This window comes from Candidatus Arthromitus sp. SFB-mouse-NL (genome assembly GCF_000709435.1).
Taxonomy (GTDB): domain Bacteria; phylum Bacillota; class Clostridia; order Clostridiales; family Clostridiaceae; genus Dwaynesavagella.
In genome coordinates, this window is sequence record NZ_CP008713.1 from 656,594 (window position 1) to 670,750 (window position 14,157).

Below are 14,157 nucleotides of genomic sequence, written 5' to 3' on the forward strand. Positions count from 1 at the left end.
TTTTTGTTATTTAAATTAAATTTTTTAAAATTAAATAAATATGTATTTTTGATTGATATTGACGATAAATTTAAAATATGATATATGTATATTGTTAATCAATCGGAGGGTTAGTAACATTTTAAGTTGCGAGCTGGATAAGATTGCAGGTGAAATTCCTGTTTTCTTATCCAGCTTTTTTTAGAAAGGAGTATAAAATGAAACAATTAAAAGAACAAAGTTTAATTAAAGGAAATATTTTTAAATCTCTTATTTCATTTGCATTTCCTGTATTATTAGCACTTATGGTGCAGCAGACTTAATTATTGTTGGTAAATTTTCTGGAATTTATGCTCAGTCTGGTGTTGCATCTGGTAGCCAATTATTTAATATGATTACTATGGTAATTACAGGACTTACAATGGGTATAATCGTATTTTTAGGTGAGTGTATTGGATCTAAAAACCGTGAAAAAGCAGGTATAGTTGTTGGAAATGGTGTTGTTATATTTTCAATTTTAGCTATTGTTATAACTTTTTAGTAGTTCCATTTAGTGATAAATTATATACTTTTATGCATGCACCAATAGAATCTTTTGAACAAACTAAACAATATGTACAAATTTGTGGTATGGGTATGATATAGATGTTCTATTGGAATGTTTAGAGGATTAGCTGAGGTATATGAATTTAATACTAATTTTTCTAGAATTTTATCTAGGAATTATGGAGAAGAAATGCCAAAGTATATAGCTAAAGCTATGATTTATTTTTGTGATATTAAAGAGGGTAAGGAAGTTTTTAAAGACTGATATTTAAGTTAAGAGTGTAATTAAATTTCTAAATTTAATTACACTCTTAACTTAGGAATATCTCTGTATTTTATTAGACTGTAAACATTCAATACAAATTTTTACAGTCTTTTTTGAATTATCAATAATAGCTTTAATTTTTCTTAGATTAGGAATCCATTTTTTATTAGATCTACAGTGATAATGGATATATTGTCCACCTCAAAACTACACTTTTGTCACAAATTTCACATCTTTATAGAAATATTATATATGCCTCCATATTAAAATCTATGGCACATAAATAATACAATACTATGAAATAATAAAAGAATAATACATCATTTAATGTTATATTATTTATGGAATTCGATATAATAGCTTTGACAATAGGTTTTAAATAAAAAGATGAGATAAGTAGTTTTATAAAATTAATGAAATTGTTTATTTATTACTTAATATTTTTATTTATAAAATCAAGAGATACTTCATTAAATAAATGTGCATATCCAATACCTTTTTCTGCATGAGCACCCCATACTATTCCTACGACTTTATTATCTTTTAATATAGGAGAACCTGAATGTCCGGATTCTGTAATTGAATTAAAAAAAATTGTATTATGAAGAAAAATTGTATCAGTATTATCAATAGTTGGTTTTGTACTTCCATAAAGAGTAGTTATAACTGCAACATCATAAAATAAATCTGGTTGTTTAAGCATAGGATATCCAGCATATTCAATTGTATCTCCAACTTTAATTTTTTGAATTTCTTCAAGTGCAGCAATTTCAAATGAACCAAAACTATCTGATAAATTTTTTCCATCCTTAGGTTTAACTTGAATTACTGATAAATCTACATTAATTCCTTCAATACCATATACTCCATCGGTATTATCAAATGGAATGATTTTATCAATTTCAAAAGTAGTTGTAGTTCCATTTTTATTTAATTCAACAAATAATTCTTTTTCAGGATTTAAAATATGGTCATCGGGATCTGTATCTGTAATATGTTTATTAGTTAAAACAGTGTTTGGTCCGACAATAAATCCAGTACCACAATAAATTTTAGAATTATTTTTATCTCTTCTAGTTATAGGAACAACTAAATTATATTTGCTATTTTCAATATCTTTGGCCTCTATTTTAACTTTAGGACTAGTAAAGTTAGGTTCATTATTTCCAGAACATTGAATTAAACTTATTCCTAGAACTAATAAGCATAACATTTTAATAAATCTTTTTTTCATTAAACATATCTCCTGATAATTAAAATTTGATTCATACATTTCTCATTGTAACATAATTTAATTTTTAAATATAGTTTTAATGGAAATAAATAAGATTATTAATATTTAATTATATTTTATTTGTTTTTTAAAGTTAATTGTATTATAATTTGATGTGAAGTAATTAATTTATAGGTGATTTAAGTTGGCGGAAAGAATAAATTATAGTTCATTAAATAAGATTAATTTATTAAAAGAACAAAAGAAGAGAGATATAATTTTTAAAAATATACAAAATAAAATGAAATCAAATAAGTATAATGATGAATGTATACAAGATATGATATCAGATCTTTTTAATTTTATGAATAGGTTTTATAGATGTTCTATTGGAATGTTTAGAGGATTAGCTGAGGTATATGAATTTAATACTAATTTTTCTAGAATTTTATCTAGGAATTATGGAGAAGAAATGCCAAAGTATATAGCTAAAGCTATGATTTATTTTTGTGATATTAAAGAGGGTAAGGAAGTTTTTAAAGACTGATATTTAAGTTAAGAGTGTAATTAAATTTCTAAATTTAATTACACTCTTAACTTAGGAATATCTCTGTATTTTATTAGACTGTAAACATTCAATACAAATTTTTACAGTCTTTTTTGAATTATCAATAATAGCTTTAATTTTTCTTAGATTAGGAATCCATTTTTTATTAGATCTACAGTGATAATGGATATATTGTCCACCTCAAAACTACACTTTTGTCACAAATTTCACATCTTTATAGAAATATTATATATGCCTCCATATTAAAATCTATGGCACATAAATAATACAATACTATGAAATAATAAAAGAATAATACATCATTTAATGTTATATTATTTATGGAATTCGATATAATAGCTTTGACAATAGGTTTTAAATAAAAAGATGAGATAAGTAGTTTTATAAAATTAATGAAATTGTTTATTTATTACTTAATATTTTTATTTATAAAATCAAGTGTTGTCTGATTTAATATGAATCCACTTCCTTCTTTTTCATTAGAAGCTCTTAGCAGGCCTACAATTTTATTTTCTGAATTTAATAACGCTGAACCTGATTGACCACCTTTTGCTATAGATTGAAATGTAATATAATTAGTAGAGTTTGTTAATGTATTAACTTTTATTTTATCGCAAAATAAATCAGGTTGTAATTCAGATGGATATCCAGCGTATTCAATTTGGTCCCCAACTTTTAAACTATTAATTTCCTCAACTGTAGCAAATTTAAAAGTTTCGATATTGTCAGATAAATTTCTACCATTATTAGGTTTAACTTGAATTATTGCTAGATCTACATTAGCTCCAGCCTTTCCATTTGATTCTTCATCAAATTCTATTATATTCTCGACTTCAAATGGAATTGTTGTATCACCTTCATTTAATAGGACATACATCGTATCTTTTGTTTCTCCTGTTGTAACGTGTTTATTAGTTATAATTGTATTTGTTCCAACTATAGTACCTGTGCCCATATAGCGATTATAAAACTCTGGACTTTTAGAAACGATAGGTACAACTGATTTATATTTGCTAGCACTGATGTCTTTGGCAATAATTTTAGTGAAAGTATCTTGTGGTTTTTCTACTTGGTTTTCAATAACAATACCATCTGGAGAATTAGGATCAGGAATAACAGTTATTTGTTCATTATTTTGAGATGTTGAATTATTAGAACTTTGACTGGAGCATTGAACTAAACCTACTCCTAAAATTAATAAGCATAACATTTTAATAAATTTGTTTTTCATTAAACATACCTCTTGATAATTAAAATTTGATTTTTATAGTATCTATTATAAATATATTTCGTTTAATTTAAAAATTATTGTAGTCCTTATGGAAATAAAAAATAACTTTTATTTGTAATTAAACTAATAATTAGATACTATTTTATGGATGTTTTAAAAGTGTAATTAAATCTGGATTTAATTACACTTTTAATTTTATGCAGACCTTTCTATTTTACCAGAACGCAAACATCTAGTACAAACTTTTATAGTCTTTTTAGAATTATTAATAACAGCTTTAATTTTTCTTAGATTAGGAGTCCATTTCCTATTAGATCTACGATGAGAATGGCTGTATTGTCCGCCAAAAACTACACCTTTATCACAAATTTCACATTTCTTAGACATATTACATACACCTCCATATCTAAAAACATGATATACAAACAAACTTAATAATAACATGAAATAATAAAAGAATCAATATATAATTGAATAATATACTCATTTAATATAAAATGAAAAAGAGGAAAGGAGAGCCGTTTTATGTTACATGTTAAAACACCAAGTGGGAATATTTATTATAACGAAGAGCTTATTAAAAATATTGTTGCTTTAGCTACAATGGAATGCAATAGTGTTGTTGGTTTAGCAAATCGTAATTTCAAAGAAGATAATAGCAATTTAAGTAGTGGAATTAAGATAAATTTAACGGAAGATAAATCAAAGTTAAATATACATGTTTTTGTAATTATAAAATATGGGATTAAGATCTCCATAATAGCAAGTGATATAATTCATTTAATTAAGGATAGTGTCGAAAGATTTTTAGAGCTTTCTATTAATTCTATAGTTGTCAATATTCAAGGTATTAGATATGAAAATTAAAGCTTTATTTTTATTTATAGAAAGGTAAGTATGCTCGAAAAAAGTATTATAAGTGTTAAAGGTGTAGGTCAAAGATACGCTGATTTATTTTCAAAAAATGGCATTAATACAGTTGAAGATTTGATTATGTATTTTCCGAAATCATATGAATTTATGGGAGAGTGCTCTTCTGATAAATATGTATTTGAGGGAATTGTCACAGAAATACTTAGAGATGTAGCTGTCAAACAAAACTTGATATTGACAACAATAAAATTAAAAAATACTGAAGGTAGGGTTGCGAAGTTAATATATTTTAATAAACCATATATGAAACATAGTTTTATTTTAGGTAATACATATAAAGTTTACGGATCTTGTAAGGAAACAAAAAATTATATAGAACTTGTCAATGCAGAGAAAATTAAAGAATTTTCAAATGATATTATACCGAAATATAAATCAATTAAAGGAATTGGTAACAATCAAATTATAAATATAGTAAGTAATGCCATTGAGAAAATTAAGCTTAAAGATAATCTACCGAAATTTATTATTGAAAAGAGAAATTTGATTTCTTTGGATGATGCCGTTATAAATATACACTTACCTAAAAATAAAGAAATGCTTACTAAAGCTATAGATAGATTTAAATATCAGGAACTTATGTATTTTTTTGTTAATATAAAGCTTTTAAGAGATAAATTAGCTTCTAAAGGAAATGGGATTAAGTTTAGTATTTTCACTGAAAAATTAATTGAATTAAAGAATCAACTTGGTTTTCAGTTAACTAGTGATCAAAATAATGCAATAAAGCAGATTTTGATTGAACAAAAAAGTGATTTTTCAATTAATAGGTTACTTCATGGAGATGTTGGTTCGGGTAAAACTATTGTGGCATTTATTACAGCATTTAATGTTCTATTAAATGGATATAAAGTTGTATTAATAGTTCCAACTGAAATTTTAGCTGTTCAACACTACAATGAAGCGATTAAATTATTTGAAAAATTTGATATACAAATTCGGCTTTTAGTTGGGAGTATTAAAGAAAAGGAAAAAGATAAAATAAAGGAAGAATTAAAGGAAGGATATTCAATTTTATTGATAGGTACTCATGCAATACTTGAAGATGATGTTGAACTTAAAAATTTGGGGTATATAATTTTCGATGAGCAACATAGATTTGGTGTGAGTCAGAGGTCCAAACTTATACAGAAAGGAAAAGATAAAAATTGTGATGTATTGGTTATGACTGCGACTCCTATTCCGAGAACTTTATTTTTGTACATATATAATGGAATGGATATTTCATCGATTAAAGAGCTCCCATCAAATCGTAAGAAAGTTAATACGATTCATATTAAGAGAGAAGATAAGAAATCTAAATATAAAATTATATTAGATGAAATTAATAAGGGTGGTCAATGTTATATAGTTTGTCCTCTCATTGAAGATAATGAAAAGGTAGATTTATTTTCTGTTGAATCATTATACGAGGAATTGAAGACATCTATTTTATCTTCTTGTAGTATTGGAATTTTGCATGGCAAAATGAACAACAAGGACAAGAACGGAGTTATGAATAAATTTAAAGAAGGATTAATTGATATATTGATTTCTACTACTGTAATAGAGGTTGGTATCAGTGTTTCTAATGCAACTGTAATGGTAATTGAAAATGCTGAGCGTTTTGGAATTTCACAGATACATCAACTTAGGGGTCGAATTGGTCGTGGATCTAAAGAAGGTATATGCATTCTTGTTACTAACACTATGAATTCTGTAACTATGAAGAGAATTTCAACGCTCCTTGAAAGTAATGATGGGTTTTATTTATCTGAACAAGATTTGAAGATAAGAGGAAGTGGAGATATTTTTGGATATAAACAACATGGGAATACTGGATTTGTATTTGCGGATGTTATTAATGACATAGGTATTCTGAAAAAAGTTAAAGAAGATATTGATTATATGGATTTACTTAATACAGATGAAATAAGAAATTTTTATGATGGTGTTCAGAAAAAATTAGATGGAATTGATAATACTATTTGTTTTAATTAAGGAGATTTAAATGAGAATAATTACTGGGAAAGCTAAGGGTAGAAAGATTATTTCTCCAGATGGGTATGATGTCACACGACCAACACTTGATAGAGTTAAGCAATCTATTTTCAATATAATTCAAAATGATTTAACTAGAGATAGTGTTGTTCTTGATTTATTTGCTGGAACTGGAAGTCTTGGACTTGAGTCTGCTAGTAGGGGAGCTAAGAAAACTTATCTATGTGACAGAAATGATATTACATTTTCATATTTAAAACAAAATATTAGGAATCTAGGATTGTCAGACTGTGCATTTGCAATAAAAGGAGAGTTTGATGTAAATCTTAGAAGATTTAAGGGTAAGGAAAAATTTAATTTAATGTTTATAGATCCGCCATATAACTCAGATTATGTTAGTAGAAGTATAAACTTAATTGATGAGTTAAATCTTCTTGATAAATATGGGCTTATAGTGGTTAAAATATCAAGTTCAGAAAGCAAGTTTATAGAATCTAAAAATATAAATTTAGTTGATTATAGGAAGTACGGCAACACTACTGTGTGTTTTTATAGATATAAGGAGAATTATAATGAATAGGGCAATAATACCTGGAAGTTTTGACCCAATAACTCTTGGGCACATTGATATAATAGAACGTTCTTTAAAGATTTTTGATGAGATAACAGTATGTGTTTTAGTTAATCCTGATAAGAATACATTATTTTCTATTGAGGATAGGAAGAGATTAATAAGTAAATCTGTATGTAATCTAAATGATAGTGATAAAATAAAAATAGATAGTTATGAAGGCTTGTTAATTGATTATATGAATAGAAAAGATATAAATATAATTATTAAGGGACTAAGAGCTTTTTCGGATTTTGAGTATGAAATACAAATGGCATTTTTAAATAATAAAATGGCACCTAATATAGAAACTTTTTTCCTTATGACAACGGAGAACTTATCTTATATAAGTTCGTCGTCTATAAAGCAAATAGTAAAGTTTGGTGGTAATATATCAGGGTTAGTACCTTCTGTTATTGAACAAGATATTATTCATAAAATTTTGGAGTGATTATATGGATGTTTTACAGTTATTAGATTATTTACAAGAAGTTATTGAGAATGCTACTGAAATTCCTATAACTGGGAAGATTGTTTTAAATAAAAAAGATATATTAGAGTTAATAAAGAAGATTTTACATGATTTACCTGATGAATTAAAGAGGTCTAAATGGATAATTAGCGAGAGGGATAGGATAATAGGTGAGGCAAAAAAGTTTAGTGAAGAAGCTATGAAAGAATCCAAGCTTATGCTTGAAAAAGAGATAGAAGAACATGAAATCGTAATTGAGGCGAACAATAAAGCTCAAAGTATTATAGAAATTGCAAAAGGTGAAGCAAAGGCTATAAGAGGTGGAGCTAATGATTATGTTCGAGAGGTGTTAAGATCATTAGTTGATGATATTGAAAATACTAAGAATAGTGCTATTGAAACATTGGGATCATTATATTCTAAGAATATATCAGAAATATCTAATTTTTATGATGATATTTCTTACAAGATAAAGAATGACTTGGATAAAATAAAATAAATAAGTTAGTGAGGGATTGATCTTGTATAAATTAATAGCTATTGACATGGACGGTACTCTTTTAAATAGTGATGGTCAAATTTCTAATGAAAATATTTCTGCTGTAAAAAGGGCTCTCGATAAGGGAGTAAAAGTGGTTTTTACAACTGGAAGAGGGATTAGAGCAATCATAAAATTTATCGAAAAGGTTGGATTATCCGATAAAGATGAATACATTATAACAAATAATGGTGTATCATTGTATAAAAGCAATGATTTGAAGTGTTTGAAGGCCAATTTATTATATGGAGATGAAGTGAAAACATTAGTTGATGTTGGTATAGATTTAAATGCTAAAATATTGATATATGATTATAAAACTGAGGGAACAATTGTTTTAGAAGAAAATGAGTTTTCAAAATTTGAGAGAGATCATATAGGTATGACTGTTCGTGTTGAACCAGATTTTCCAAATAAAATAAATAAGGAAACAAAAGTATTTAAGATAATTTATACAGAAGAGCCATCAAAACTAGATGTAATACAAAAAAATATTCCAGAGTATATAAAAGATAATTATACAGTTGTTAGAACTTTACCTATATGTCTTGAATTATTTCATAAAGGTTCAAATAAGGGTAATGCTGTTAAAGATTTATCAAATATTTTTGGTATTTCAAAGGAAGAAGTAATTTGTATTGGTGATCAGCAGAATGATATGGAAATGATAAAGTACGCAGGACTTGGTATAGCTATGGGTAATGCAATAAATCCGATAAAGGAAATTGCAGACTATGTTACAGATACAAATGATAATAATGGAGTTGCTAAGGCTATTGAAAAATTTGTATTATAAATTTTTATGAGTATAGGTTTTTTAAAACCTATATTTTTTTTGATAAAATATATTGAAATTTAATTTTAGATATGATACAGTTAATAACGTAGTAATGATAATCACTATCAAATTAATTTCTTTATTCCTACTGATTTAAAATTGTTAGATTTAATATTGAAGCTAGATTTTATACCTCCAAAATGTAAAATGTTTGATTGAAGTATTATATTCTAACTTAAAAAGCCTCTGTACATAGTACGGAGGCTTTTATATTGTAAATATACAAATAATAAATGTTATAACAAATGCAATTATAGATTGTATAAGTTTGTAAAATATATATTTACTTATTTTGAATGAAGTATTTTTGTATACAAATGAGTAACATTGAAGAATTATACATGATCCACTAAAACTACAAAGAGTACTAATAAGTGAGAGTTTTAATTTAATTGGAATAATAGCATCACTTAATAATTTAATACCATTTGTTATTTCAAAAATTCCAACGATAATTGATTTTAATATAGGAAGATCTTTAAGTATAACTTGGGTATAGAAATTATTTAGTAAGATCTCTTTTATTAAAGAAAATAGTATTACAAATCCTCCAACTATCGCACATGTTTTTAATGCATTTTCTAAAGCATTTTTTAAAATATTACCAAAATTATTTTTGGCTTTAATTTGGCTTGGTTTAATATTTAAAATTGATGTTTCTTTTCCCTTTGGAATTATAAACGACATTAGTATACAAGATAAATAATTAGCAAATAAAAGTATGTATCCAAAAGTTTTATTTTGAAGCATTGATACCCCGATAGTGCCAATAATAAATAATGGGCTTGCATTTGATGCAATATTTGTCATGCGTATAAATTCATTTTTACCAATAATTTTTTCGGTGTACATATCGTTTAAGTATTTTATGCCTAATGGGTAACCACATATAAAACTTATAAGTAATGGGAAAATAGAATTTTTAGAAATTCTTAAAGGTTTTGCAAGTATAGAACCAAGGAGTTTACCAAAAATATCTATTCCTCCGTAGTTTATTAAAATATTTGTTAAGATTAAAAATGGAAATAATGTTGGGAAAACTGAATTTATAAATAAATTGGTTCCATTTAGTACTGCATCAATTGATGATTTTGGGAAAATGATTAAGTATGTTATGCTTATCGTAATTGTGAAAGTGATTAGAGCATTTATTTTAGATTTTCCACAGATATAAAAAATTCCTAATATCATAATAGATAAAATTAAAAATACCAACAATTAATTTACATCCTTTCTTTTGTCTTTATTAATTGTTATGAATAAAAAAAAATATTATGATATTAGAAAATATAAATAGACTATTATTCTATAATTGGTGGATGTGTAAAGTCATCCGTTGGTGATACTGTTTTGTTTATAATAGAGTATGCTATCGTGCTTAATATATCTAGTGGTGCTAAAGATGAGTTTTTTTTGTCAAATTTTGATATTATATTTATATTACAAGATTTTTTGATGGTGTTTAATAAATTTTTTCCTTTTGAGTCAAATCCTAGAACTCTAACATAATTACTAAAATTTTTAATTGTTTCCACATCGTAAGATTCAAATCCTATAAAAAATTTGCATAGGATACGACTTAATCTTGAATAGGTGTATCTTTTTGATTTTACATTTAAAATTAATTCATTTAAAGAATTTGATTTATGTATTTCTGTGTAAAATTTATTGTCAAGACCTTCATTTACTCCACTAATTTTTGATAGGTTTTTACTTATTGAAAGCTTGTATTTCAAATAAGGGAACATATCTTCTTTATTAACGAAACAACCTTTTATGGAAGATTTTTCTAAAACTTTAAAGGTTTTTTCAGGGACGTGATTTTTAATAATATTTATATCAGATTTAGTGTTTAGAATATTTCTTATAGCTGTTGCAGATGAAAAAAGTTTGTTTAAAGATGTATCATTATAATTACTTCCAATTCGTTGTATAAGTATAGGTTTTATTCTGCTGTTTAAAATTTTTAAAGATTTAAGATATTCTATAGCTAGAATATTGTTAGAGGATTTCATTAAATTTGTTAGGTTTTCATCTTTCGATTTTTCATGGACAATTAATTCTTGTACTTTTGCAAATGAGTAACCTTTATTTAAATATTTGGAATAATTTATTTTGTTTGATTCTATTAAGATGTTTGAAATTAAGTTTAATTTTTCTTCATTTGGAATTTCACATCCAAAACAAATATAATCAACGCATTTTAATGAGTCGAGAATTTTAATTGCTCCATATGAAAATTTTTCTGCAGAGGATAGAGATATATGTACAGGAATCTCTAAGCATAGGTTAATACCGTTTTTAATAGCAGATTTACAACGCTCAAATTTGTTTAAAATGCTAGGTTCTCCTCTTTGTATAAAATTCCCACTCATAATTGAGATGATTACAAGTTCTTCAGGATGGAATATTTTTTTTATTTGTTCTATTTGGTTAAGATGTCCGAGATGAAATGGGTTATATTCGGATATTATGGCGACTACTTTCACAATAATAAACTCCTTTAAATAAATAATAAAAAATATATTATAAATCATAATAGAAAGTAAAGTGTAATTGAAATAAATATATTGCTTTACCTTATTTCTTAAAGATAATATGTTGAAGAGTATAATTAACTGGTTTATAATAAAAATGAGTTTATTATTTGTTGGTTTGGAAGGAGTCATATATGAGACTATTAGAAAAAATTTTAGAATTGGCTAAAAGTGACAAAAAAAAGATAATTTTGCCAGAAGGAACTGAAGAAAGGACTATTAGAGCGACTGAAACAATTATTAAGGGGAAAATAGCGGATATTGTTTTAATAGGGAATGATGATGAAATTAAGTCTAAAGCTAAAAGTTTAGGAGTTAATATAGATGGTTCAATTATAGTTGATCCAATTAAATCTGAAAAATATGAGGAATATGTGAATTTATTTTTTGAGTTAAGAAAAAATAAAGGGATAACTATTGAAAAGGCTAGAGAGGTAGTAAAGGATGAAATGTATTTTGGGACGTTAATGCTCAAAAACGGAGATGGTGATGGTTTGGTTTCTGGAGCTATACATACAACAGCGGATCTTCTAAGACCTGGAATGCAAATAATAAAAACTTCGCCTGGAACAAAGATTGTTTCGAGTTTCTTTATAATGGATGTGCCTAATAAAAATTATGGTCATGATGGAATAATGTTTTTTGCTGATTCAGCTGTTAATCCGAACCCAACAGCTGAAGAGTTAGCGTGTATTGCTATATCTACTGCAGATAATGCTAAAGCTTTAAGTGGTATAGAGCCTAGGGTTGCATTGTTGTCTTTTTCATCAATGGGAAGTGCAAAGCATGAGTTAGTAGACAAAGTTGTCGAAGCGAATAGAATTGCAAATGAATTAAGACCTGATTTAATGATTGAAGGTGAGCTTCAATTGGATGCAGCAATAGTTTCTGATGTATGTAAAACTAAGGCTCCTAATAGTAAGATACAAGGAATGGCAAATATCTTAATATTTCCGGATCTTCAGTCAGGCAATATAGGATATAAGCTTGTTGAGAGATTAGCTAATGCTGATGCTATAGGACCAATATGCCAAGGATTTGCTAAACCTTTAAATGATTTATCAAGAGGTTGTAGTGTAAATGATATTGTAAGTATGGTTGCAGTTACGTCGGTTCAAGCTAAAATGAGTTAGTTATGTATCTAAAATAAAATTCATTTATAAGGAGATAATGAAATGAAAATTTTAGTTATAAATTGTGGGAGTTCTTCCTTAAAATATCAATTGATTGATATGAATACAGAAAATGCAATTGCAAAAGGATTAGTTGAGAGGATAGGAATACCTGGATCTAATCTTGAGCAAAAAGTTGATGGATCTAATGAAAAATATAAAGTGGAAGTTGATCTTAAAAATCATAAAGAGGCTATCGCATTAGTTTTAAAAACACTATGTGATGATAGATTTGGTTTAATAAAAGATTTAAGTGAAATTAATGCTATTGGGCATAGAGTGGTTCATGGAGGAGAAAAATATTCAAAATCTGTTATTGTGGATGAGGAAGTTATTAAAAATATAGAAGAATGTATTAAACTTGCTCCACTTCATAATCCTGCAAATCTCATTGGAATAAAAGCGTGCAGAGAATTGATGAAAGATACTCCTATGGTTGTTGTGTTTGACACAGCATTTCATCAAACAATTTCAGATAAAGCTTTTATGTATGGGTTACCATACGAGCTCTATGAGAAGTATTCAATAAGAAAATATGGATTTCATGGAACAAGTCATTTTTATGTTGCGAATGAATGTGCAAGAGCTATGGGTAAAAGCATAGAAGATTTAAAAATAATAACTTGTCATTTAGGAAATGGTGCTAGTGTTAGTGCTGTTAATGCCGGTAAGAGTGTTGATACATCAATGGGATTTACACCCCTACAGGGTTTAATGATGGGAACAAGATGTGGGGATATAGATCCTGCGGTTGTAACATTTTTAATAGATGAGCTTAATATGAGCGGAAAAGAAGTTAATGAACTTATGAATAAAAAATCTGGATTCCTTGGAGTTTCAGGAAAAAGCAGTGATTCAAGAGATATTGAGGATTTAGCACAACAGGGTGATAAGAGAGCTAAGTTAACTTTAGATATGTATTGTTATAGAATTAAGTCTTATATTGGGTCTTATATTGCTGCGATGAATGGAGTAGATGCTATCGTATTTACTGCGGGTATAGGTGAGAATTCCGCAATTACAAGATATGGTGTTTGTAAAGATATGGAGAGCCTTGGAATTATAATTGATGAGAATAAAAATAATGTAAGGGGAAAATTGACTGAAATTTCTGCAGATAATTCTAAAGTTAAGATTTATTTAATTCCAACAAATGAGGAACTTGTTATAGCAAGAGATACTCAGGATTTATTGAAGTAATTTTAAATATTGACAATTTGTGTAGTAGAATTATATAATCTATATGATAATGTATAGTTAGTCACACATTAAACT

18 protein-coding genes are annotated in these 14,157 nt (G+C 26.6%); 11 read left to right on the forward strand and 7 right to left on the reverse strand.

All coding sequences use genetic code 11. The annotated features are described in order from the left end of the window. Positions 1–304: 304 nt before the first annotated feature. Positions 305–520: an MATE family efflux transporter gene (locus SFBMNL_RS08180; RefSeq protein ID WP_242838797.1), complete on the forward strand. Its 216-nt coding sequence runs from the start codon at positions 305–307 to the stop codon at positions 518–520. Between the two features lie 117 nt (positions 521–637). Beyond that, positions 638–790 carry a hypothetical protein gene (locus SFBMNL_RS03175; RefSeq protein WP_242838782.1) on the forward strand — a complete coding sequence of 51 codons (153 nt, stop codon included), beginning with the start codon at positions 638–640 and terminating at the stop codon, positions 788–790. Between the two features lie 51 nt (positions 791–841). Here SFBMNL_RS03175 and SFBMNL_RS08185 read toward each other — a convergent pair whose 3' ends face one another. Together SFBMNL_RS08185 and SFBMNL_RS03180 are read right to left on the reverse strand one after the other, a co-directional pair. Further along, a complete protein-coding gene (locus SFBMNL_RS08185) occupies positions 842–979 on the reverse strand; it encodes a L28 family ribosomal protein (RefSeq protein ID WP_369727697.1) in 138 nt (45 codons plus the stop codon). A 241-nt stretch (positions 980–1,220) separates the two neighbouring features. Beyond that, entirely contained in the window at positions 1,221–2,024 is an 804-nt protein-coding gene (locus SFBMNL_RS03180) for a S1 family peptidase (RefSeq protein ID WP_042294513.1), read from the reverse strand. Positions 2,025–2,208: 184 nt separating this feature from the next. Here SFBMNL_RS03180 and SFBMNL_RS03185 point away from each other — a divergent pair, with 184 nt between their 5' ends. Next, positions 2,209–2,550: a TipAS antibiotic-recognition domain-containing protein gene (locus SFBMNL_RS03185; protein WP_007442276.1), complete on the forward strand. Its 342-nt coding sequence runs from the start codon at positions 2,209–2,211 to the stop codon at positions 2,548–2,550. 51 nt (positions 2,551–2,601) lie between these two features. On the opposite strand, the gene SFBMNL_RS08190 is transcribed toward SFBMNL_RS03185, so the two are convergent. The 3 genes from SFBMNL_RS08190 to rpmB all read right to left on the reverse strand — a co-directional run bounded on the left by SFBMNL_RS08190 (position 2,602) and on the right by rpmB (position 4,189). Then, positions 2,602–2,739, reverse strand: coding sequence for a L28 family ribosomal protein (locus tag SFBMNL_RS08190; protein WP_369727697.1), 138 nt, complete (start codon positions 2,737–2,739; stop codon positions 2,602–2,604). A gap of 241 nt (positions 2,740–2,980) precedes the next feature. Further along, complete coding sequence (locus tag SFBMNL_RS03190; RefSeq protein WP_042294515.1) at positions 2,981–3,802, reverse strand: S1 family peptidase; 822 nt, start codon at positions 3,800–3,802, stop codon at positions 2,981–2,983. 195 nt (positions 3,803–3,997) lie between these two features. Beyond that, the gene (gene rpmB / locus SFBMNL_RS03195) at positions 3,998–4,189 is read right to left on the reverse strand and encodes a 50S ribosomal protein L28 (RefSeq protein WP_007440604.1); all 192 of its coding nucleotides are present in this window, start codon (positions 4,187–4,189) and stop codon (positions 3,998–4,000) included. A 138-nt stretch (positions 4,190–4,327) separates the two neighbouring features. On the opposite strand from rpmB, the gene SFBMNL_RS03200 reads away from it, so the two are divergent. The 6 genes from SFBMNL_RS03200 to SFBMNL_RS03225 are packed head-to-tail and all read left to right on the forward strand — an operon-like array spanning position 4,328 to position 9,131. Then, the gene (locus SFBMNL_RS03200; RefSeq protein WP_042294516.1) at positions 4,328–4,669 is read left to right on the forward strand and encodes an Asp23/Gls24 family envelope stress response protein; all 342 of its coding nucleotides are present in this window, start codon (positions 4,328–4,330) and stop codon (positions 4,667–4,669) included. Between the two features lie 30 nt (positions 4,670–4,699). Beyond that, entirely contained in the window at positions 4,700–6,715 is a 2,016-nt protein-coding gene (recG, locus tag SFBMNL_RS03205; RefSeq protein WP_042294518.1) for an ATP-dependent DNA helicase RecG, read from the forward strand. A 10-nt stretch (positions 6,716–6,725) separates the two neighbouring features. Next, the gene (rsmD, locus tag SFBMNL_RS03210) at positions 6,726–7,295 is read left to right on the forward strand and encodes a 16S rRNA (guanine(966)-N(2))-methyltransferase RsmD (RefSeq protein ID WP_042294520.1); all 570 of its coding nucleotides are present in this window, start codon (positions 6,726–6,728) and stop codon (positions 7,293–7,295) included. Further along, positions 7,288–7,776 carry a pantetheine-phosphate adenylyltransferase gene (gene coaD / locus SFBMNL_RS03215; protein WP_005806530.1) on the forward strand — a complete coding sequence of 163 codons (489 nt, stop codon included), beginning with the start codon at positions 7,288–7,290 and terminating at the stop codon, positions 7,774–7,776. Before rsmD ends, coaD begins: the two co-directional genes overlap by 8 nt. 4 nt (positions 7,777–7,780) lie before the next feature. After that, positions 7,781–8,296, forward strand: a complete 516-nt coding sequence (locus SFBMNL_RS03220) for a hypothetical protein (RefSeq protein WP_007440039.1) — start codon at positions 7,781–7,783, stop codon at positions 8,294–8,296. A gap of 22 nt (positions 8,297–8,318) precedes the next feature. Beyond that, positions 8,319–9,131 (forward strand): Cof-type HAD-IIB family hydrolase, encoded by an 813-nt coding sequence (locus tag SFBMNL_RS03225; protein ID WP_005806526.1) that lies wholly within the window; start codon positions 8,319–8,321, stop codon positions 9,129–9,131. A 249-nt stretch (positions 9,132–9,380) separates the two neighbouring features. Here the strand turns inward: SFBMNL_RS03225 and SFBMNL_RS03230 are convergent, their stop codons facing one another. Together SFBMNL_RS03230 and SFBMNL_RS03235 are read right to left on the reverse strand one after the other, a co-directional pair. Continuing rightward, positions 9,381–10,364: a nucleoside recognition domain-containing protein gene (locus tag SFBMNL_RS03230; protein ID WP_242838783.1), complete on the reverse strand. Its 984-nt coding sequence runs from the start codon at positions 10,362–10,364 to the stop codon at positions 9,381–9,383. Positions 10,365–10,474: 110 nt separating this feature from the next. Continuing rightward, positions 10,475–11,662 carry a nucleotidyltransferase gene (locus SFBMNL_RS03235; RefSeq protein ID WP_042294522.1) on the reverse strand — a complete coding sequence of 396 codons (1,188 nt, stop codon included), beginning with the start codon at positions 11,660–11,662 and terminating at the stop codon, positions 10,475–10,477. Between the two features lie 182 nt (positions 11,663–11,844). On the opposite strand from SFBMNL_RS03235, the gene pta reads away from it, so the two are divergent. Further along, positions 11,845–12,843, forward strand: coding sequence for a phosphate acetyltransferase (gene pta / locus SFBMNL_RS03240; protein WP_005806521.1), 999 nt, complete (start codon positions 11,845–11,847; stop codon positions 12,841–12,843). A 42-nt stretch (positions 12,844–12,885) separates the two neighbouring features. Continuing rightward, positions 12,886–14,082, forward strand: a complete 1,197-nt coding sequence (locus SFBMNL_RS03245) for an acetate/propionate family kinase (protein ID WP_005806520.1) — start codon at positions 12,886–12,888, stop codon at positions 14,080–14,082. Positions 14,083–14,157: the final 75 nt, after the last annotated feature.